Source organism: Acerihabitans sp., from assembly GCF_036398755.1.
Lineage (GTDB): Bacteria > Pseudomonadota > Gammaproteobacteria > Enterobacterales > Enterobacteriaceae > Acerihabitans.
Genome location: NZ_DASWOM010000084.1, coordinates 1 through 19,462 on the forward strand (window position 1 = coordinate 1; position 19,462 = coordinate 19,462).

18 protein-coding genes are annotated in these 19,462 nt (G+C 57.1%); 12 read left to right on the plus strand and 6 right to left on the minus strand.

Going from position 1 to position 19,462, the window contains the following annotated elements:
- Window positions 1–194: 194 nt before the first annotated feature.
- From pepA to VGC33_RS13780, 4 genes are all read left to right on the plus strand, one after another.
- Window positions 195–1,706: a leucyl aminopeptidase gene (gene pepA, locus VGC33_RS13765; RefSeq protein ID WP_331121335.1), complete on the plus strand. Its 1,512-nt coding sequence runs from the start codon at window positions 195–197 to the stop codon at window positions 1,704–1,706.
- 85 nt (window positions 1,707–1,791) lie between these two features.
- Window positions 1,792–2,241 (plus strand): DNA polymerase III subunit chi, encoded by a 450-nt coding sequence (locus tag VGC33_RS13770; RefSeq protein ID WP_331121336.1) that lies wholly within the window; start codon window positions 1,792–1,794, stop codon window positions 2,239–2,241.
- 12 nt (window positions 2,242–2,253) lie between these two features.
- Window positions 2,254–5,109, plus strand: coding sequence for a valine--tRNA ligase (locus VGC33_RS13775; protein WP_331121337.1), 2,856 nt, complete (start codon window positions 2,254–2,256; stop codon window positions 5,107–5,109).
- Window positions 5,110–5,259: 150 nt separating this feature from the next.
- Entirely contained in the window at window positions 5,260–5,766 is a 507-nt protein-coding gene (locus VGC33_RS13780; RefSeq protein WP_331121338.1) for a GNAT family N-acetyltransferase, read from the plus strand.
- A gap of 85 nt (window positions 5,767–5,851) precedes the next feature.
- On the opposite strand, the gene rraB is transcribed toward VGC33_RS13780, so the two are convergent.
- Complete coding sequence (gene rraB / locus VGC33_RS13785) at window positions 5,852–6,310, minus strand: ribonuclease E inhibitor RraB (RefSeq protein ID WP_331121339.1); 459 nt, start codon at window positions 6,308–6,310, stop codon at window positions 5,852–5,854.
- A 175-nt stretch (window positions 6,311–6,485) separates the two neighbouring features.
- Here rraB and argF point away from each other — a divergent pair, with 175 nt between their 5' ends.
- Complete coding sequence (gene argF / locus VGC33_RS13790) at window positions 6,486–7,493, plus strand: ornithine carbamoyltransferase (protein ID WP_331121340.1); 1,008 nt, start codon at window positions 6,486–6,488, stop codon at window positions 7,491–7,493.
- Window positions 7,494–7,548: 55 nt separating this feature from the next.
- Here argF and VGC33_RS13795 read toward each other — a convergent pair whose 3' ends face one another.
- Complete coding sequence (locus tag VGC33_RS13795) at window positions 7,549–8,016, minus strand: NanQ anomerase/TabA/YiaL family protein (RefSeq protein ID WP_331121341.1); 468 nt, start codon at window positions 8,014–8,016, stop codon at window positions 7,549–7,551.
- 400 nt (window positions 8,017–8,416) lie between these two features.
- Here VGC33_RS13795 and pyrB point away from each other — a divergent pair, with 400 nt between their 5' ends.
- From pyrB to ridA, 3 genes are all read left to right on the plus strand, one after another.
- Window positions 8,417–9,352, plus strand: a complete 936-nt coding sequence (gene pyrB / locus VGC33_RS13800; protein WP_331121342.1) for an aspartate carbamoyltransferase — start codon at window positions 8,417–8,419, stop codon at window positions 9,350–9,352.
- Between the two features lie 13 nt (window positions 9,353–9,365).
- The gene (pyrI, locus tag VGC33_RS13805) at window positions 9,366–9,830 is read left to right on the plus strand and encodes an aspartate carbamoyltransferase regulatory subunit (protein ID WP_331121404.1); all 465 of its coding nucleotides are present in this window, start codon (window positions 9,366–9,368) and stop codon (window positions 9,828–9,830) included.
- A 77-nt stretch (window positions 9,831–9,907) separates the two neighbouring features.
- Complete coding sequence (gene ridA / locus VGC33_RS13810) at window positions 9,908–10,294, plus strand: 2-iminobutanoate/2-iminopropanoate deaminase (protein WP_331121343.1); 387 nt, start codon at window positions 9,908–9,910, stop codon at window positions 10,292–10,294.
- Window positions 10,295–10,358: 64 nt separating this feature from the next.
- On the opposite strand, the gene vapC is transcribed toward ridA, so the two are convergent.
- Together vapC and vapB are read right to left on the minus strand one after the other, a co-directional pair.
- Entirely contained in the window at window positions 10,359–10,760 is a 402-nt protein-coding gene (gene vapC, locus VGC33_RS13815; protein ID WP_331121344.1) for a type II toxin-antitoxin system tRNA(fMet)-specific endonuclease VapC, read from the minus strand.
- A 20-nt stretch (window positions 10,761–10,780) separates the two neighbouring features.
- Window positions 10,781–10,993, minus strand: coding sequence for a type II toxin-antitoxin system VapB family antitoxin (vapB, locus tag VGC33_RS13820; protein ID WP_331121345.1), 213 nt, complete (start codon window positions 10,991–10,993; stop codon window positions 10,781–10,783).
- A 242-nt stretch (window positions 10,994–11,235) separates the two neighbouring features.
- Between vapB and VGC33_RS13825 the strand changes: the two genes are divergently transcribed.
- From VGC33_RS13825 to VGC33_RS13840, 4 genes are read left to right on the plus strand one after another with little or no spacing between them, the layout of a single operon-like run.
- Window positions 11,236–12,672 carry a circularly permuted type 2 ATP-grasp protein gene (locus VGC33_RS13825; protein WP_331121346.1) on the plus strand — a complete coding sequence of 479 codons (1,437 nt, stop codon included), beginning with the start codon at window positions 11,236–11,238 and terminating at the stop codon, window positions 12,670–12,672.
- Window positions 12,666–13,595, plus strand: a complete 930-nt coding sequence (locus VGC33_RS13830; RefSeq protein WP_331121347.1) for an alpha-E domain-containing protein — start codon at window positions 12,666–12,668, stop codon at window positions 13,593–13,595. The genes VGC33_RS13825 and VGC33_RS13830 overlap by 7 nt, the downstream gene beginning before the upstream one ends.
- Entirely contained in the window at window positions 13,592–14,410 is an 819-nt protein-coding gene (locus VGC33_RS13835) for a transglutaminase family protein (RefSeq protein ID WP_331121348.1), read from the plus strand. The genes VGC33_RS13830 and VGC33_RS13835 overlap by 4 nt, the downstream gene beginning before the upstream one ends.
- A 23-nt stretch (window positions 14,411–14,433) precedes the next feature.
- On the plus strand, window positions 14,434–15,171 hold the full coding sequence (locus tag VGC33_RS13840) for a proteasome-type protease (protein ID WP_331121349.1): 738 nt from the start codon (window positions 14,434–14,436) through the stop codon (window positions 15,169–15,171).
- Here the strand turns inward: VGC33_RS13840 and VGC33_RS13845 are convergent.
- On the minus strand, window positions 15,158–16,501 hold the full coding sequence (locus tag VGC33_RS13845; RefSeq protein WP_331121350.1) for a hypothetical protein: 1,344 nt from the start codon (window positions 16,499–16,501) through the stop codon (window positions 15,158–15,160). The two genes, VGC33_RS13840 and VGC33_RS13845, sit on opposite strands and share 14 nt — an antisense overlap.
- Before the next feature lie 99 nt (window positions 16,502–16,600).
- Window positions 16,601–19,315 carry a magnesium-translocating P-type ATPase gene (gene mgtA, locus VGC33_RS13850; RefSeq protein WP_414636934.1) on the minus strand — a complete coding sequence of 905 codons (2,715 nt, stop codon included), beginning with the start codon at window positions 19,313–19,315 and terminating at the stop codon, window positions 16,601–16,603.
- Window positions 19,316–19,462: the final 147 nt, after the last annotated feature.

Genomic DNA, 19,462 nt, shown 5'->3' on the forward strand with positions numbered 1-19,462 from the left:
TTTATCGCCAGATAGAGTATAACAACATTAAGCGTTCGGCTGTGCTATGAGAACGCACTGATTATTGCCGGAATAACGTCCTTTGCGTCGTTCAGATTAACACATAAGAGTTAATGCAAAGGCGGGGGATACGATAGGGAAAGATTTATTTTATCCCGGTTGACCGTCTTTGTCTTTAAGATTCAGGAGAGTGCATGGAGTTCAGTGTAAAAAGCGGTAGCCCGGAAAAACAACGCAGTGCCTGTATTGTCGTCGGCGTCTTCGAACCGCGCCGTCTGTCGCCCATCGCTGAACAGCTCGATAAGATCAGCGACGGCTACATCAGTGCCCTGCTGCGCCGCGGCGAACTGGAAGGAAAAGTGGGTCAGACCTTGCTGCTGCACCATGTTCCCAATGTGCTGTCTGAACGCATCCTGCTCATCGGATGCGGAAAAGAGCGCGAGCTGGATGAACGCCAGTATAAGCAGGTGATCCAGAAAACCATCAATACGCTGAATGACACCGGGTCCATGGAAGCCGTTTGTTTCCTGACCGAACTGCATGTCAAAGGGCGTAACACCTATTGGAAAGTGCGCCAGGCGGTGGAAACCTCCAAAGAGTCGCTGTATACCTTCGACCAGCTTAAAAGCAATAAAGCCGAACCGCGCCGGCCGCTGCGCAAAATGGTATTCAACGTCCCCACCCGCCGCGAGCTGACCGGCGGCGAGCGCGCCATCCAGCACGGCCTGGCCATTGCCGCCGGCATCAAAGCCGCCAAGGATTTGGGCAATATGCCGCCCAATATCTGCAATCCGGCCTACCTGGCCTCCCAGGCGCGCCAGCTGGCGGATAAATACGGTAAAACCACCACGACCCGCGTTATCGGCGAGCAGCAGATGAAAGAGCTGGGCATGAACGCCTATCTGGCGGTGGGCCAGGGTTCGCAAAATGAATCGCTGATGTCGGTGATTGAATACAAAGGCAGCCCGGACCCGGAAAGCCGGCCGATCGTGCTGGTGGGCAAGGGGCTGACCTTCGACGCCGGCGGCATCTCCATCAAACCCGCCGACAGCATGGACGAGATGAAATACGACATGTGCGGCGCCGCCACGGTCTATGGCGTGATGCGCATGGCCATGGAATTGAGCCTGCCGCTGAATATCGTCGGCGTGCTGGCCGGCTGCGAGAATATGGTCGACGGCCGCTCGTTCCGTCCCGGCGACGTGCTGACCACGCTATCCGGCCAGACGGTGGAAGTGCTTAATACCGACGCCGAAGGGCGCCTGGTGCTGTGCGATGCGCTGACCTACGTCGAGCGCTTCGATCCGGACGTGGTCATTGACGTGGCCACCCTGACCGGCGCGTGCGTGATTGCCCTGGGCCATCATCTGACCGGCTTGATGTCGAACCACAATCCGCTGGCCCATGAGCTGATCGCCGCCGCCGAACAATCCGGCGATCGCGCCTGGCGCCTGCCGCTGGGCGATGAGTTCCAGGAACAGCTGGAATCCAATTTCGCCGATATGGCCAATATCGGCGGCCGTCCCGGCGGCGCCATCACCGCCGGCTGCTTCTTGTCCCGCTTCGCCCGTAAATTCAGCTGGGCGCATCTGGATATCGCCGGCACCGCATGGCGCTCTGGCAAAGCCAAAGGGGCCACCGGCCGGCCGGTGTCGCTGCTGGCGCAGTTCCTGCTCAATCGCTCCGGCCTGAACGGTGACGAATAAGCTTAAAAAAGGTATGCTTGGACGGGCGGCGCGGGCCGCCCGTTATTTTTTCCGTCATTCCCCTCAGGCTTAATAAATACGGCACATGAAAAACGCAACCTTTTATCTGCTCGATCGCCAGGATATCCAGGACGATTTGTCCGCCGTGGAGCGGCTTGCCTGCGAGTTGGCGGCCATCCATTGGCGCGCCGGGAAAAGGGTGCTGATCGCCTGTGGCGACGAGGAGCAGGCGCTGAAACTGGATGAAGCCCTGTGGCAGCGCGATCCGGAGGCTTTCGTCCCGCATAACCTGGCGGGCGAAGGGCCGCGCTACGGCGCGCCGGTGGAGATTTGCTGGCCCAAGCGCCGGGGCAACGCGCCGCGCGACCTGCTAATCAGCCTGTTGCCGCAATGCGCGGATTTTGCCTCTGCTTTCCATGAAGTGATAGACTTCGTTCCAGATGAAGACGATTTAAAACAGCTGGCGCGCGATCGGTATAAAGCCTATCGCAGCGTCGGCTTCCAATTGACCACGGCCACGCCGCCAACGCAGTGAAATATACGCATAATGGAAAAGACATATAACCCGCACGACATCGAGCAGCCGCTCTACGAGCACTGGGAAAAACAGGGCTATTTCAAGCCGCATAACGATACCAGCAAAGAGAGCTTCTGCATCATGATCCCGCCGCCGAATGTGACCGGCAGCCTGCATATGGGTCATGCCTTCCAGCAGACCATTATGGATATTATCGTGCGTTACCAGCGCATGCAGGGCAAAAACACCCTGTGGCAGGTGGGCACCGACCACGCGGGCATCGCCACGCAAATGGTGGTGGAGCGCAAGATCGCCGCCGAAGAGGGTAAAACCCGCCACGACTACGGGCGCGAAGCGTTTATCGAAAAAATCTGGCAGTGGAAGGCGGAATCCGGCGGCACCATTACCCGCCAGATGCGCCGCCTGGGCGCGTCGGTGGATTGGGAGCGCGAGCGCTTCACCATGGACGCCGGCTTGTCTGACGCGGTGAAGGAAGTTTTCGTCCAGCTGTTTAAGCAGGATTTGATTTACCGCGGCAAACGCCTGGTGAACTGGGACCCGAAATTACGCACCGCCATTTCGGATCTGGAAGTGGAAAACCGCGAGTCCCAGGGGTCCATGTGGCACCTGCGTTATCCGCTGGCCGACGGCGCCAAAACCGCCGACGGCAGGGATTACCTGGTCGTCGCCACCACCCGGCCGGAAACCGTGCTGGGGGATACCGGCGTGGCTGTCAACCCGGAAGACCCGCGCTATAAAGACCTGATCGGCAAAAGCGTGATCCTGCCGCTGGCCGGCCGCCGCATTCCCATCGTCGGCGACGAACATGCGGACATGACCAAGGGCACCGGCTGCGTGAAAATCACTCCGGCCCATGATTTTAACGATTATGAGGTCGGCAAGCGCCACGCCCTGCCCATGATCAATATCCTGACCCTGGACGGCGATATCCGCGAGCAGGCGGAAGTGTTCGACACCCAGGGCGAGGCCAGCGACGCCTGGAGCGGCGATATCCCGGCCGAATTCCGCGGCCTGGAGCGTTTCGCCGCCCGCAAGGCGGTGGTCGCGGCGTTTGACGGCCTGGGCCTGCTGGAAGAGATCAAACCCCATGCCCTCACCGTGCCCTACGGCGATCGCGGCGGCGTGGTGATTGAGCCTATGCTTACCGATCAATGGTATGTGCGCACCGGGCCGCTGGCCAAGGTGGCCATTGCCGCGGTGGAAGACGGCGAGATCCAGTTCGTGCCCAGGCAGTATGAAAATATGTACTTCAGCTGGATGCGCGATATCCAGGACTGGTGCATCTCCCGCCAGCTGTGGTGGGGCCATCGCATTCCGGCCTGGTACGACGCCGCCGGCAAGGTCTATGTGGGCCATGACGAGGCCGAAGTGCGCCGGGAAAACCATCTTGACGCGTCGGTGACGCTGCGCCAGGACGAAGACGTGCTGGACACCTGGTTCTCGTCCGGCCTGTGGACCTTCTCTACCCTGGGCTGGCCGGAACCGACCGAAGCGCTGAAAACCTTTCACCCCACCAGCGTGCTGGTGAGCGGTTTTGATATTATTTTCTTCTGGATTGCGCGCATGATCATGTTGACCATGCACTTTGTCAAAGATGAAAACAACCGTCCCCAGGTGCCGTTCAAGACCGTTTATATGACCGGTTTGATCCGCGATGACGAAGGCCAGAAGATGTCGAAATCCAAAGGCAACGTCATCGATCCGCTGGATATGGTGGACGGTATTTCCCTGGCGGAGCTGGTGGATAAGCGTACCGGCAATATGATGCAGCCGCAGCTGGCGGATAAAATCCGCAAACGCACCGAGAAACAGTTCCCGCAGGGCATCGAGCCGCACGGCACCGACGCGCTGCGCTTTACCCTGGCGGCCCTGGCCTCCACCGGCCGCGATATCAATTGGGATATGAAGCGGCTGGAAGGTTATCGCAACTTCTGTAATAAGCTGTGGAACGCCAGCCGGTTCGTGCTGATGAATACCGAGGATCAGGACTGCGGGCAGCAGGGCGGCGAGATGACCCTGTCGCTGGCCGATCGCTGGATACTGGCGGAGTTCAACCGCACGGTGAAAACCTATCGCGACGCGCTGGACGGCTACCGTTTCGATATGGCCGCCAATATCCTGTATGACTTTACCTGGAACCAGTTCTGCGACTGGTACCTGGAACTGACCAAACCGGTAATGGCCGGCGGCGGCGAAACCGAGCTGCGCGGTACCCGCCATACGCTGGTGGAAGTGCTGGAAGGCCTGCTGCGCCTGGCCCATCCCATCGTGCCGTTTATTACCGAAACCATCTGGCAGCGGGTGAAAGTGCTTAAAGGCATCGACGCCGATACGCTGATGCTGCAACCCTTCCCGGTGTTCGACGCCACCCTGGACGATACCGCGGCGCTGGCCGACGTGGAGTGGATCAAGCAGTTGATTATCGCCGTGCGCACCATTCGCAGCGAAATGAATATTTCCCCCGGCAAGCCGCTGGACGTGCTGGTACGCGGCGCCACGCCGCTGACCCGCCGGCGCATCGACGCCAACCGCAGCTTTATCCAGACGCTGGCCCGGCTGCAAAGCCTGGATATCCTGGCCGACGGCGATAAAGGCCCGGTGTCCATCGTCAAGCTGGTGGATGAAGGCGAACTGCTGATCCCGATGGCGGGCATTATCGATAAAGCGCTGGAGCTGGACCGCCTGGCCAACGAAGTGCTGAAATTGGAAACGGAAATCGGCCGCATCGAAAGCAAGCTGTCCAACGAAGGGTTCGTCGCCCGCGCGCCGGAAGCGGTAGTGGCGAAAGAGCGGGAAAAAATGGCGGGTTATGTGGACGCCAAAGCCAAGCTGCTTGAACAGCAGGCGACCATCGCCAATCTGTAAATAGCCCCTTCCTCCTCCCGCCAAGGCGGTTGTCATAAATCAGCCGGAGGTTTATCCTCCGGTTAATTTAATTGCATCATCGGCATCGGCGATGCTATTAATCATAACGATTAACCCGATTTTTTTGTTTCACTTTCTTGGGTAATGACGATGTCCTTTGCTACTTCAGTCAATATTCTGGTGCGTCCCATCACGCCGGAAGATAACCATGCCATCGCCGACGTGATTCGCCAGGTATCGGCCGAGTTCGGCCTGACGGCGGATAAAGGCTATACCGTATCCGACCCTAACCTGGATAAGTTATATCAGCTCTACAGCCAGCCGCGCAGCGCGTACTGGGTAATCGAGTTCGAAGGACGGATTGCCGGCGGCGGCGGGATTGCGCCTTTGGCCGGGGCCGGGGCGGATATTTGTGAATTGCAAAAGATGTATTTTATGAGCGCCCTGCGCGGCCGCGGCCTGGCCCATGAGCTGGCATTGCGGGCGCTGGCGTTTGCGCGGACCCAGGGATTTACCCACTGCTATCTGGAAACCACCGCCACCCTGACCCGGGCGATAAGCCTCTATGAGCGGCTGGGATTTGTGCATATCGACGGTCCGATGGGCACTACGGGGCATGTGGACTGCGAAGTGAGGATGTTGAAAGCGCTGGGTTAAACATGCTGGACTGAGCGACGCGCCGAACGCGGCCATAACCGTGTCCGGCGGTTGGGGACATTAATGCGCCCCCTGATGACGATGATTAGTGGCGGGTGCCGTTATCGTCCTGGTCGATAATGCCGCGCACCGGCGGGGTGCCGTCAACGCCTTCTTCGGCGTCATCGCCGTCTTCACCTTCGTCTTCGTCCTCGCCGTCTTCGAAGTAGGTGCCCCAGCCGTCATAGTTGACGCCCAGGCGCTCCGCCAGCGTAAACAGCTGCTCGACCTGCGCGTCGATCAGATCCGCATTAAGCGCGATTTCACTGACTGCGTCGCAACACATCAGCACGGAACCGTCTTCCACTTCCAGTTCTTCGGCATCGGTGACTTCATAACCCAGTTTAAAGGCTTCAACAGCGGCTTTTTCCAAAATATCGAAATTCTCGGCGGAAAAATGGTGCTCGATGGTATAAAGCGCTTCGGGATCGCTGCCATCTTCCAGCAGTTCTTCGATAATCAAACGTGTTTCATCACGCTGCTCTTCCAGAAATTGATGTGCCATGCCCCTATCCTCAATGCGTCGGTCGGCCTGTTAGGTTTCTATTTTCCCACAGCGGCGGTTAAGGCTCCAGCTTAAACATGAAAGAATTGATATCAATGCTTGAAATTGAATATTCATACATATAAAGTGAATTTAAATTCATATTAATTAAAATTATGTCCGGAGAACCGTGCTTATGAGTCAGTTCTATCAACGCCATTTTCTGAAGTTAATGGACTTTACCCCCGCTGAAATTCTCGATTTGCTGGCGCTGGCCGCCGCGCTGAAGCGCGAAAAACGCGCGGGGCAGGAAAAACCGCGCCTGGCCGGGAAAAATATCGCGCTCATCTTCGAAAAAGACTCGACCCGCACCCGCTGCTCTTTCGAAGTTGCCGCATTCGATCAAGGCGCGCGCGTCACCTATCTCGGCCCGAACGGCAGCCAAATCGGCCACAAGGAATCAATCAAGGATACCGCCCGGGTGCTGGGCCGCCTGTATGACGGCATCCAATACCGCGGTTACGGTCAGGAGATCGTCGAGACACTGGCGCAGTACGCCGGCGTGCCGGTATGGAACGGTCTGACCACCGAATTCCATCCGACCCAGTTACTGGCCGATCTGCTGACCATGCAAGAACACTTGCCGGAAAAAAGCTTTGGCCAGATGAAATTCGCCTACGTCGGCGACGCCCGCAACAATATGGGTAATAGCATGCTGGAGGCGGCGGCGCTGACCGGGCTGGACGTGCGGCTGGTGGCCCCGCGCGCCTGCTGGCCGGAACCGGAGCTGGTGGCGCGGTGCGGCGAGGCGGCGCGGCTTAACGGCGGCAAAATCACCCTGACCGAGGATGTCGCCGCCGGCGTGGCGGGCGTGGATTTTATTTATACCGATGTCTGGGTATCCATGGGCGAACCTAAAGCCATCTGGCAGGAGCGCATCGCCCTGTTGCGCGCTTATCAGGTCAATATGGCCATGATCCGCCAGACCGGCAATCCCCGGGTTAAATTCCTGCACTGCCTGCCCGCGTTCCATGATGACCAAACCACGGTGGGCAAGGAAATGGCCGAACAGTACGGCTTGGCGGGGGGCATGGAAGTGACCGATGAGGTGTTTGAATCGGAATGCAGCGTGGTATTCGATCAGGCGGAAAACCGGCTGCATACCATAAAAGCGGTGATGGTGGCGACGCTGGCGCAAGCGTGATCCGTCAGCGGATTATTTAACGGGCGCCCGGCGCCCGTCATCGTCCGGCGCTGACTTAACGGACCAGCGCGGTATCGATTTTTACTACCGCTTTGCGCACGTGGGCCGGTTCGCCCACCGCGCACAGCGGCTTGTGGACTTCGCCGGGGTAATACACCACGAAGTCGCCGCTGTGCATCACAAACTGTTTTTCCTGCTCGCCCGCGGCCAGGAAGGCGATATCTTTGTCCGCCAGCCAGTCGGTATCGGGCTTGCCCGCCGGCAGGTTGCTGAAGGTCATGCCTTCCACGCCGTCGAGGATAATCTGGATATCCAGGTATTTGGCATGATATTCGGCGCGACGGTTTTCCAGCAGGTCGGTGCTGTCGTTGGAAATCAGCACAAACACCTGGTTGCCTTCGATATCATGCTTGCCCAGCGGCGTTTCCGGGGTGATATGCTGTTTGACATATTCGATGGCTGCGCGGAGTTTGGCCGGCAGATAGGGTACGAGATCCAAATGGTTGATGTTACCGGTGATCATAATTGTTCCTTAAAAAATGAAATAACGTTTCATTGTAAAACAGCTGCCGATCGGAAAGTGAGAGTTATTTAACACTTATTTTGATTAGCTGGCCAATCGTTTGCTTAATCATGAAAATGGTCTTTTTTGCGCTTGAAGTGTCCCGTTACGCGAGTATAATTCCGGGCAGTTTGCCGGGAGGATAAATGAACAGCACTGTTGTTTTGGACGCGGTATTCGACGCCTATGACGATCGCCCCCTGCCCGTTGGCAGCCAACGGCCATTGCTGCTCCCGTTGCCCTTTTTATTATTTCAGTACAGGCCCCTCGTTGAGGGGCTTTTTTTTGCGCGGTATTCAGGGCGCAATCTAAACTTGCGTCAGGCATCGGCGTTACCGACATCCGTAAGGAGGAAAAAAACATGGCTAATCCACTTTATCAAAAGCACATCATTTCCATTAATGACCTGAGCCGCGAAGAGCTGGAGCTGGTGCTGCGCACCGCTGCCGATCTGAAAGCCCACCCGCGGCCGGAGCTACTGAAACATAAGGTGGTGGCCAGCTGTTTTTTTGAAGCCTCCACCCGCACCCGCCTGTCGTTTGAAACCGCCATCCACCGGCTCGGCGCCTCGGTGGTTGGATTCTCCGACGCCGGCAATACGTCCATGGGCAAGAAGGGCGAAACCCTGGCGGATACCGTGTCGGTAATCAGTACCTATGTCGATGCCATCGTCATGCGCCATCCGCAGGAGGGCGCCGCCCGCCTGGCCACCGAGTTTTCCGGCGGCGTCCCCATCCTGAACGCCGGGGACGGCGCCAACCAGCACCCTACCCAGACCCTGCTGGACCTGTTTACCATCCAGGAAACCCAGGGGCGGCTCAATAACCTGAATATCGCCATGGTCGGGGATTTGAAATATGGCCGCACCGTCCACTCCCTGACCCAGGCGCTGGCCAAGTTTACCGGCAATCATTTCTTTTTTATCGCGCCGGAAGCCCTGGCGATGCCGGCGTATATCCTGCATATGCTGGCGGAAAAAGAGATTACATTCAGCCTGCACGCCACCATTGAAGAAGTGGTGCCGGAGCTGGATATCCTGTATATGACCCGCGTGCAGAAGGAGCGGCTGGACCCGTCCGAATACGCCAACGTCAAGGCGCAGTTCGTCCTGCGCGCCGGCGATTTGCACCATGCCCGCGACAATATGAAGGTGCTGCATCCGTTGCCGCGGGTCGATGAAATCGCCCATGATGTGGACAACACGCCTTACGCCTACTACTTCCAGCAGGCGGGCAACGGCATTTTCGCGCGCCAGGCGTTGTTGTCCCTGGTACTTAACGATCAACAGGCAGGCTAACAGGGGGAATATGATGACTCAGGATACCAAATTGCAGGTCGAAGCGATTAATCGCGGCACGGTTATCGACCATATCCCGGCGCAGGTGGGTTTTAAGCTGCTGACGCTGTTTAAGCTGACCGCCACCGATCAGCGCATCACCATTGGCCTGAACCTGCCCTCCAACCAATTGGGCAAAAAAGACCTGATCAAGATCGAAAATGTCTTTCTCACCGAACAGCAGGCCAACCAGTTGGCCATGTACGCCCCCCATGCCACCGTCAATCGGATTGATAATTACGAAGTGGTGCGCAAGCTGACGCTGTCGCTGCCCGATCGCATCGACGGCGTGCTGACCTGCCCCAACAGCAATTGCATCAGCCGCAGCGAGCCGGTCGCCTCAAGCTTTACGGTAAAAAGCCGGGGTAACCAGGTGCACCTCAAGTGCAAATACTGCGAGAAAGAGTTTGAGCATCAGGCCGTGATCCAAAACGCCTGAGCTGTGCATTCGCCGCTTAAGTCCTTATAATAAGCGGCAATGTTTCGTTCATATACTTATCAACACCAGGAGCCAGCATGTCCCGTATTATCAATACCGAAAACGCACCGGCAGCCATCGGACCCTACGTACAGGCGGTGGATCTCGGCAATATGGTGTTTACCTCCGGCCAAATCCCGGTCTGTCCGAAAACCGGCCTGGTGGCCGATAATATCGCGGCGCAGGCGCGGCAGTCCCTGGACAACGTGCGGGCCATCATTGAAGCGGCCGGGCTGAAAGTGGCGGATATCATTAAAACCACGGTGTTCGTCAAGGACCTGAACGACTTCGCCACCGTCAACGCCACCTACGAAACGTTTTTCAACGAGCATAACGCGCCGTTCCCGGCCCGCTCATGCGTGGAAGTGGCGCGTTTGCCAAAAGATGTGCAGATTGAAATCGAAGCGATTGCCGTGCGGCGGTAAAATCCAACGTGCGATAGCGCAGGCGCGCGGATGACGGCGCGCCTGACATAAAACCTGAAATAAACTAACTAAGCCAGTTCTCCACCAACAAACCGTTTATCCGGTCATATTCCCGGGTATTGTTGGTTATGACGATCAGTCCCTCGCTACGGGCATGAGCGGCGATATGGATATCGTTGACGCCGATTGGCGTACCTTTGCGTTCTAGATCGGCTTTGATGTCGCCATAATGCATAGCTGCTTTACTATCATAATTGAGAACATCCAAACGGGACACAAATTCGTCAACAGCTCGTTGATTTCGCACCGGCGCATCGCTTTTCTCCACGCCATACAATAACTCGGCATAGGTAATCGACGAAATCACCATGCGCCCGGCATTGACGTTAAAAGCTGCAAATACCTCCATGGGACGGCGCTTAATAACAAAAATGACAATATTTGTATCGAGCATGTATTTATACATTAAAAAGACTCGCGCTCTTTTTATTCCTGAGATGGCCGTTCATCCATAAAGTCATCAGTGGCATGCTCGTCTGAGAAAAAGAAACTATCCCAGGTATGCCCAGCGGGCGAAATTATTCTTTCATGGCCCAAGGCCCTGACGGTGACAACCTTAATATCATCTGCGAAACGCATCTCCGCTGGAATTCTTACTGCCTGGGAGCGGTTATTGATAAAAACCGTGCTTTGCGACATATCACTACCTCCACATGGTGCTTATAGAAAAATTATAGCAATTTTGATGTTTAGCGTACGCGGGCAATGTTAATTTCTTGCCCTTTTTTGGCTATAAAAATCCCCCTGCGCAACCGGCCGCACCATTACCATGCAAACCTGCCTCGGGTACGGTAATTTTTCCCTATGGAAACCAGCGCCGCGCTGGCGCGCTTTATGCATGGTGCTGTTATCAGCGTTGATGGGCCAGCAAAGGTATGCAGATGATAAACATAAATCTTTCCGGGTCGCCGTTTTTTGATGAAATGGTCTTGGCCGATGGGACGCACCGCGGCCATTACAATGCGTATTGGCAATGGTTGCAGCAGGCCGATCGGCAGGCCATCCAGCAAAAAAAAGAAGAAGCTGAATTACTGTTCCACCGGGTGGGCATCACCTTCAATGTTTACGGCGAAGAGGGGGGAACGGAGCGTTTAATCCCGTTCGACAGCGTGCCGCGCATTATCCCGGCCAAAGAATGGGCGTGGATGGATCGCGGCATTCGCCAGCGGGTAAAAGCCCTGAATGCGTTTCTCTATGACATTTATCACGAACAACATATCCTCAAAGCGGGCATCGTGCCGGCGGAACAGGTGCTGGCCAACGAACAATACCAGCCCTGCATGCACGGAGTGGACCTGCATAATAATACCTATGCGCACATTATCGGCACCGATATGGTGCGCAACAGCGACGGGCATTATTATGTGCTGGAGGATAACCTGCGCACCCCTTCCGGCGTCTCCTATATGCTGGAAAACCGCAAAATGATGATGCGGCTCTATCCGGACTTGTTCGCCAGCCAGCATATCGCCACCATCGAGCGTTACCCCTTTGAATTGCTGCAAACCCTGCGCGAAAGCACGGCGGTGGAAGACCCCACCGTAGTGGTGATGACGCCGGGCCGTTTTAACAGCGCCTATTTCGAGCACAGTTTCCTGGCGCAGCAAATGGGGGTGGAACTGGTGGAAGCCGCCGACCTGTTTGTGAAGCAGGGCGCGGTATTTATGCGCACCACCGAAGGGCCGTGCAAGGTGGATGTAATATACCGGCGCATCGATGATGCCTATATCGACCCGCTGGCGTTTCGCGCCGATTCCACGCTTGGGGTGCCCGGGCTGCTATCGGTATACCGCGCCGGGGGAGTGGTGCTGGCCAATGCGCTCGGCACCGGGGTGGCGGATGATAAATCCATCTATCCCTATGTGCCCGAAATGATCCGTTTTTACCTCTCGGAGGAGCCCATTCTGGGCAATATCCCCACCTGGCAGTGCCGCGATCCCAGCGCTTTATCCTATGTCCTGGCCAACCTGGAAAAACTGGTGGTGAAGGAGGTGCACGGCGCCGGCGGCTACGGCATGCTGGTCGGGCCGAAAGCCTCCCGGGCGGAGCTGGCCGAATTCCGCCAGCGGCTGCTGGCCAACCCGAGCAATTATATCGCCCAGGAAACGCTGGCGCTGTCCACCTGCCCCACTTTTGTGGAGGAAGGGCTGGCGCCGCGTCATATCGATTTACGCCCCTTCGCCCTGACCGGCGACGAAATCCGGCTGGTGCCGGGCGGATTGACGCGGGTGGCGCTCAACGCCGGCTCGCTGGTGGTGAACTCGTCCCAGGGCGGCGGCACCAAGGATACCTGGATAATGGAGGACGACCCATGTTAAGCAGAACCGCCAGCGAACTCTATTGGATGGCCCGCTACCTGGAACGGGCCGAAAGCATCGCCCGGGTGCTGGACGTCACCTATAAATTATCCCTGATGCCGATCCGCAACCAGCAAAACGAGGATTTAACCCTGCCCTTGAACCTGACGGGCGGCCATGCGCTGTTTGAAGAGCATTACTCCCGCCTGACCATGACGAATCTGCTGAATTTTTTTGCCCTCGATCCGCGTAATCCCAGCAGCATCTACAGTTGCTTTGAAATGGCCTGGAATAACGCCCACGCGGTGCGCGGCAGCCTGTCGTCGGAAGTCTGGGAAAGCATTAACGCCACCTGGATTGAAATGAAACTGATGCGCAGCAAAGGCGTGGCGAAAGTGGGCACCGATGCTTTTTTTGACTGGGCCAAGGAGCGGGCGCACCTGTTTCGCGGCGCGATGTTCGGCACGCTGCTGCGTAATGACGCCCTGTGTTTTATCCGCCTCGGCACCCTGATCGAGCGCGCTTATGCCACCGCGCAATTGTTGGGCGTGAAAGATCAGCAGTTGGATACCGACCCCGATCCGGTACGGGAATATTATCGCCTGGATACGCTGTTACGCGCGGTCAGCGCCCGCGAGGCCTATCACAGCCTGTATAAACATCCGATCAGCCGCGAAACGGTGGCCGAACTGCTGGTATTGCGCAACGATATGCCCCGTTCGCTGCGCGCCTGCGTCGGCGATGTGGTGCAGCAACTGGAGCGCATCGGCGGCCAGCGGGCCAATGTGCCCCGGCGCCTGGCGCATACGCTGCACGTGGAGCTGCGTTTTAGTTCGCTTGATGAGGTGCTGGAACTGGGGCTGCAGGCATATATGATGCAGTTCCAGGGTAAAATCAACGCCCTGGCGGAAAGCATTAACCATACCTATCTGGAGGCGTTATGAAACTGGCCGTCGATCACCTGACGCATTATCGTTATGATCATGAAGTCAAATTCAGCACGCAGTATCTGCGCCTGACGCCGCAAAATACCGCCCGGCAGCGTATCGTCGAGTGGTCGCTGAACCTGCCGGAGCAGGCCACCCGGGTGGTGGACGGTTTTGGCAATCTGCAGCATGTGCTGACCCTCGACCGGCCCCATGAGGTGATCGCCATCCGCGCCAAAGGGGTGGTGGAAATCGCCGATAATAGCGAAGCGATCCTGGAGGAGTGCGGCCCGCTATCGCCGCTGGTGTTTTTGCGCTCCAGCCCGCTGACCCAGGCAGACGAGGCGATCCGCGCCTTCGCCGCCCGCTATTACCGCGCCCAGGCGGCGGACGAAAGCCTGCGGGAGCTCATGGCGGAGCTGCGCCAGCGTATGCCTTATACGCCGGGCGCCACCCAGGTGCAGGATTCGGCCGCCAAAGTCTTTGCCGCCCAGCACGGGGTTTGCCAGGATCACGCCCACGTTTTTCTGGCCTGTTGCCGCAGCCTGCGTATTCCCGCGCGCTACGTGAGCGGGTATATTTATAGCGAAGATACCAAACATGTGGCGATGCATGCCTGGGTGGAAGTCTGGCTGAATGAGCATTGGCAAAGCTTCGATATCACCAATAATACCTGCAACCCCAGCCAGCACCTGAAGCTGGCGGTCGGGTTCGATTATCTCGATGCCTGCCCGGTGCGCGGTTCGCGTATCGGCGGCGGCTACGAAGAGATGTTTTCGGAGGCGACCGTGGAGCAAACCGAGGAGCAGCAGGCTGGTGGCCAACAACAATAACGTCATTTAAAGGATATCAGCGTATGACCTACTGCGTGGCGATGCGCCTGGCGGACGGCCTGGTTTTCGCGTCCGACTCCCGCACCAATGCCGGTGTGGATCATATTTCGACCTTTCGCAAGCTGCACGTCCTGCATCAGGATAGCGAGCGCACGCTGGTGCTGCAAAGCGCCGGCAACCTGGCGACCACGCAGAGCATCATTAATCTGCTGCGCCTGCGCGCCAAGGACCCGGAGCGGCCGAACCTGCTCACCGTGCCCACCCTGTTCGATGCCGCCAGCCTGGTTGGCGAAACGGTGCGGGAAGTGATTTTCCGCGACAGCAGCGCGCAGCAAAGCGGCAGCAGCACCGATTTTAGTTGCAGCATCCTGCTCGGGGGGCAGATTGCGGGGGAAGGGCCGCGGCTGTTCCATATTTATCCGGAGGGCAACTTTATCGAGGCCACGGAAGATACGCCGTATTTCCAGATTGGCGAAAGCAAATACGGTAAGCCCATTATCGATCGGGTGCTGACCTTCGACACCTCGCTGGAACAGGCCATGAGCTGCGCGCTGATCTCCATTGATTCCACCCTGCGCAGCAATTTGTCCGTCGGCCTGCCGCTGGATGTGATGATTTATCGGCGCGACAGTTTTGCCAGCGACGAGCAGTACCGCATTACCGAACAGCACCCCTATTACGCCACTATCCGCAAAGCCTGGGCCGAAGGGCTGTTGAACACGTTTTTGAAGTTGCCGCCGCTACAGCTCAAAGAGAACTAGGGCCCGCCCCGGCCGGCCGGGCCAGGGCGCGAATATAATCCGTGGCAAGCATGGAGCTGATTTTATGGTTAAAGCGCGCATTGGCCGCTTTAAACTGCGCCGAAGCGAACTGGTCGGGCGGCCCTTGGTTTAATTTGAAATAAATCTCGTTCGTGCTACATATCATGCCTATATATTTAGTCCGCATATAATTTTCCAGCTCGGGGCGGCCAGTTCGCCTGGCCTGCTTGATTAGCGCCTTGACCAATGGGGTTTTCCAGGTCTGCATATCATAATAAGGCACCTCCCCTTTAAGGGATAAAAACTCGCTCAACGATTGATCGCCGCTCATGATGCCCGACCGGCTTAACGCGATAAAATCATGGAACAGGTTATTGGGCAGCATGGGGCAAAAAACAATATTAATATTCTTCTTGCCGCTGCCCTGGACCGTGATTAAAGGGCTAAGGCGGTTTTCGTCGGGAACGCAGAGCATCATTTTGACCCGGCCAAAATAGGTGTTGTAGTTGAAATTATCATCCGCCGGCTCCAGCAGCACATTCTCCATGGCCGCCGGCAGCCTGCCCATACAGTTATCCAGTTCCCGTACCACCAGGATATAGTTCATATCCGCCTCGTCCTGGGCGTGCTCGAACAGGGTATTGACCACAAAGGTTTGCATGGCGGTAACCGGCGTTTCCGAGCTGATGTAACCAATAAAATAATGGCTGCTTCGGTCCAGGGTCAGATTAAGGCTATCAAACAGCAGCTCAAGCTCATGCCTGCATCGTTGCTTAATATCATTTATGGCGGCGTTATCCAGCGGTAAATAACCAATAGCGGCATCGCTGAAACCGAGCCGGTAAAACCGAACCTGCCTGAAGCCTATATCCCTCAGGGAATTGACGTAATGCGTCGGGGTTTGCAATAAGGCCACATTGCTGTCCATTTCGTCGATTAGTGCGATATCTTCGGTGGGAAACTCATATTGATCCGCAATGGATTTTATCAATTGATTCATTATTTGAGGGGGCATGATGCTGACGGGGGAAACCAAAAACAGCGGGTTATGCAGCACCGCGAGATCCTGATATCCCTTGCGCGCCGGGAATGGGCAGAACGTCTCCTGAATGCAATCAAAAGACAGGATGCTGACCCGGCATCCTTCTTTGGCGAGGATAAATGAAATTTTATCGGCTAATACGCGATCGCCGTTTCCTGAGCAAAAAGGATTGAGCAATACGATGTCGCGCCCGTTAAAAGCGGCGGGTATAAACTGCCCAGGATGGCTGGCTGCGGGGGCCTCGGCGACGCTGATATCGTATGGAATGCTATAGGAGTGAATTTTCATCCAGTTAATCGCTGCAAAAATTGAAGCTCTCTGGTTAATGAATAAATGCGGCTGGGCGGGGAAGGTATATGACGTTCCTCCCCGCTTGCGGTATATGCGTTATTGCCAGCCGTAACGCCTGGCATACCAGCCTTTCATGGCCTGTACCAGCCCCATATAACCAGCCAGGATCACCGCCAACCACGGAAAATAGCCGGCCGGCAGCGATTGCAGGTGTAAAAATCCGGCCACCGGCGTAAAGGTCATGCCGATAACCAGCACCATTACCGTCAGGGTGGTAATCCCCAAAGGCCATGACGGGCGGCTTTGCAAAAACGGTATTTTGCGGGTGCGCAACATATGGACAATCAGGGTCTGTGACAGCACGCCCACCACAAACCAGCCGGTCTGGAATAATGTCTGCTGGTCGATGGTATTGGCTTTGAACACCCACCACATCAGGCAAAATGTCAGAATATCGAATATCGAGCTAATCGGTCCGAAAAACACCATGAAGCGGCCCAAATCCCCGCTGCGCCAGCGCTGCGGCTGGCGCAGCTGATCTTCATCCACCTTATCGAACGGAATAGCGATCTGTGAAATATCATAAATCAGGTTTTGTACCAATAAATGCAGCGGCAACATGGGCAGAAAGGGCAAAAATGCGCTGGCCACCAGCACGCTGAACACATTGCCGAAATTGGAACTGGCGGTCATGCGGATATATTTCATCATATTCACAAAGGTGCGGCGTCCTTCGACCACCCCTTTTTCCAGCACCATCAGGCTTTTTTCCAGCAGAATGATATCCGCCGCTTCCTTGGCGATATCCACCGCCGAGTCCACCGAAATACCGATGTCGGCTGCGCGCAGGGCGGGGGCGTCATTGATGCCGTCGCCCATGAAGCCCACCACGTGCCCCGCGCGGCGCAGCACCCCCACAATGCGCGCCTTTTGCAGGGGGGCGAGTTTGGCGAATACCGTGGTTTCGCGGGCGGCATGGGCCAGCTCGGCGTCGCTCATGGGTTCGATATCCTCGCCCGTAAGCACCCTGCTGACCGACAGGCCCACCTCTTTGCAGACTTTGGCCGCCACCCGTTCGTTGTCGCCGGTCAGGATCTTGACCGTGACCCCATGTTTGGCCAACGCTTCCAGCGCAGGGGCGGCGCTCTCTTTCGGCGGGTCGAGGAAAGCGATATACCCTTCGAGAATCAAATCCGACTCATCCCGCCGGCTGAAATCGGTACGATCCCGGGCCATGGCGCGGCTGGCCACCGCCACCACCCGCAGGCCCTGGCGGGTCAGTTCGCCGGTCACCGCGCCGATACGCGCCATCAGCTCGGCGGTGAGCGGCATGATGTCATCATCGTGGCGCACCCGGGTGCAAACCCCCAGCATTTCTTCCAGCGCCCCTTTGCAAATCAGTTGGGGAATCCCCTGCTCATCGGCCACGATTACCGACATGCGCCGGCGCTCGAAATCAAAAGGGATCTCATCGATTTTACGCCAATCGGGCTGGGCCAGGCCGGGACGCTGGTCGCTCACGCTGGCCAGTACCGCCGTATCCAGCAAATTCTTTAATCCGGTCTGGTGATAGCTGTTAAGCCAGGCGCTTTGCAATACCCGATCGCTGGGGGAGCCAAACACGTCGGTATGGCATTCCAGCACGATCTTGTCCTGGGTCAGGGTGCCGGTCTTATCGGTGCACAGAATATCCATGGCGCCGAAATTCTGTATGGCGTCCAGCCGTTTGACGATCACCTGCTGGCGCGAGAGCTGCACCGCCCCTTTCGCCAGCGAAGAGGTGACAATCATCGGCAGCATTTCCGGGGTCAGCCCGACGGCCACCGACAGCGAGAACAGCGCCGCTTCCCACCAGTCCCCTTTGGTGAAACCATTGACCAGCAGCACCACCGGCGTCATGACCAGCATAAAACGGATCAGCAGCCAGCTTACCCGGCTGATCCCCAGTTGGAAGGCGTTGGGCGGCGCCGATCGCTGCGTGGAATGGCCGGCCAGCTGGCCGAACCAGGTATTGTCGCCGGTACCGATAACGATGGCCCGGGCCGTGCCGCTAATGACATTGGTCCCCATGAAACACAGGTTGGCGCACTCCAGCGGCGGAGTGTCGGGGTCCGACAAAGGCCGGGCGTTTTTTTCCACCGGCAGCGCCTCGCCGGTTAAGGCCGCCTGGCCGATAAACAGATCCCTGGCCTGTAAAATCCGCAAATCAGCCGGGATCATATCGCCCGCGGCTAATTTGACCAGATCGCCTGGCACCAGCAGATCGATGGCGATCTCCCGCCAGGCGCCGTCATCGCCCGCCCCGTCGCTGCGCAATACCGTGGCCGTATTGCCCACCATCTTTTTTAGCGCATCAGCGGCCTTATTGGAGCGCGATTCCTGCACAAAATAGAGCAGCGTGGCAATCATCACCATGATGGCGATGACCGCCGCGGCAATGCTGTCGTCGGTGCCGTAAGAGACGATACCCAATACCGTTAACAAGATATTGAACGGGTTGCGATAACATAACCATAAATGCCGCCACCAGGGCAGCGGCTGCTCGCGGGCTATGCTATTGAGGCCGAACCGCTGGCGCGCCGCCTCGGCCGCCGGTTCGCCAAGACCCAGCCGGCTGCTGGCAAAACGCGCAAAAAGTTCCGGCCCATCGGCCCGGGCACAGGCCATGCAGCTTTGGGCCAGGGCCGCCGGTACGCGGCGGTTATCGCTTTTATTGAGTCCGTCCAGCATGACGTCGCGTTGGAACAAACGACGGGGTAGATGACGATAAAGCCGGGTGAACAGTTGCCGGGAAATGATGTTGAACATGATGCTGTATTCCTTGCCCCGCCGGGACGCAATGCGCCGGGTAAAGGCAAAAGCTTAAGCAGCAGAAGAGTTATGCTTCTGCCTACCGTTTATCAGCCGGTAAGCAGACACGAAAAATCGGGACGGGTTACCGGCTGGGCGAATGACAAT

What these genes read in the sequence shown, in the direction of transcription:
- VGC33_RS13770 (WP_331121336.1), top strand. Translation starts at nt 1,792, where the DNA reads ATGAAAAACGCAACCTTTTATCTGCTCGATCGCCAGGATATCCAGGAC.
- pyrI (WP_331121404.1), top strand. Translation starts at nt 9,366, where the DNA reads ATGACTCAGGATACCAAATTGCAGGTCGAAGCGATTAATCGCGGCACG.
- VGC33_RS13795 (WP_331121341.1), bottom strand. Translation starts at nt 8,016, where the DNA reads ATGATCACCGGTAACATCAACCATTTGGATCTCGTACCCTATCTGCCG.
- VGC33_RS13830 (WP_331121347.1), top strand. Translation starts at nt 12,666, where the DNA reads ATGTTAAGCAGAACCGCCAGCGAACTCTATTGGATGGCCCGCTACCTG.
- vapB (WP_331121345.1), bottom strand. Translation starts at nt 10,993, where the DNA reads ATGTCGCAAAGCACGGTTTTTATCAATAACCGCTCCCAGGCAGTAAGA.
- pepA (WP_331121335.1), top strand. Translation starts at nt 195, where the DNA reads ATGGAGTTCAGTGTAAAAAGCGGTAGCCCGGAAAAACAACGCAGTGCC.
- VGC33_RS13840 (WP_331121349.1), top strand. Translation starts at nt 14,434, where the DNA reads ATGACCTACTGCGTGGCGATGCGCCTGGCGGACGGCCTGGTTTTCGCG.
- argF (WP_331121340.1), top strand. Translation starts at nt 6,486, where the DNA reads ATGAGTCAGTTCTATCAACGCCATTTTCTGAAGTTAATGGACTTTACC.
- VGC33_RS13825 (WP_331121346.1), top strand. Translation starts at nt 11,236, where the DNA reads ATGATAAACATAAATCTTTCCGGGTCGCCGTTTTTTGATGAAATGGTC.
- ridA (WP_331121343.1), top strand. Translation starts at nt 9,908, where the DNA reads ATGTCCCGTATTATCAATACCGAAAACGCACCGGCAGCCATCGGACCC.
- vapC (WP_331121344.1), bottom strand. Translation starts at nt 10,760, where the DNA reads ATGTATAAATACATGCTCGATACAAATATTGTCATTTTTGTTATTAAG.
- pyrB (WP_331121342.1), top strand. Translation starts at nt 8,417, where the DNA reads ATGGCTAATCCACTTTATCAAAAGCACATCATTTCCATTAATGACCTG.
- VGC33_RS13780 (WP_331121338.1), top strand. Translation starts at nt 5,260, where the DNA reads ATGTCCTTTGCTACTTCAGTCAATATTCTGGTGCGTCCCATCACGCCG.
- VGC33_RS13845 (WP_331121350.1), bottom strand. Translation starts at nt 16,501, where the DNA reads ATGAAAATTCACTCCTATAGCATTCCATACGATATCAGCGTCGCCGAG.
- VGC33_RS13835 (WP_331121348.1), top strand. Translation starts at nt 13,592, where the DNA reads ATGAAACTGGCCGTCGATCACCTGACGCATTATCGTTATGATCATGAA.
- rraB (WP_331121339.1), bottom strand. Translation starts at nt 6,310, where the DNA reads ATGGCACATCAATTTCTGGAAGAGCAGCGTGATGAAACACGTTTGATT.
- VGC33_RS13775 (WP_331121337.1), top strand. Translation starts at nt 2,254, where the DNA reads ATGGAAAAGACATATAACCCGCACGACATCGAGCAGCCGCTCTACGAG.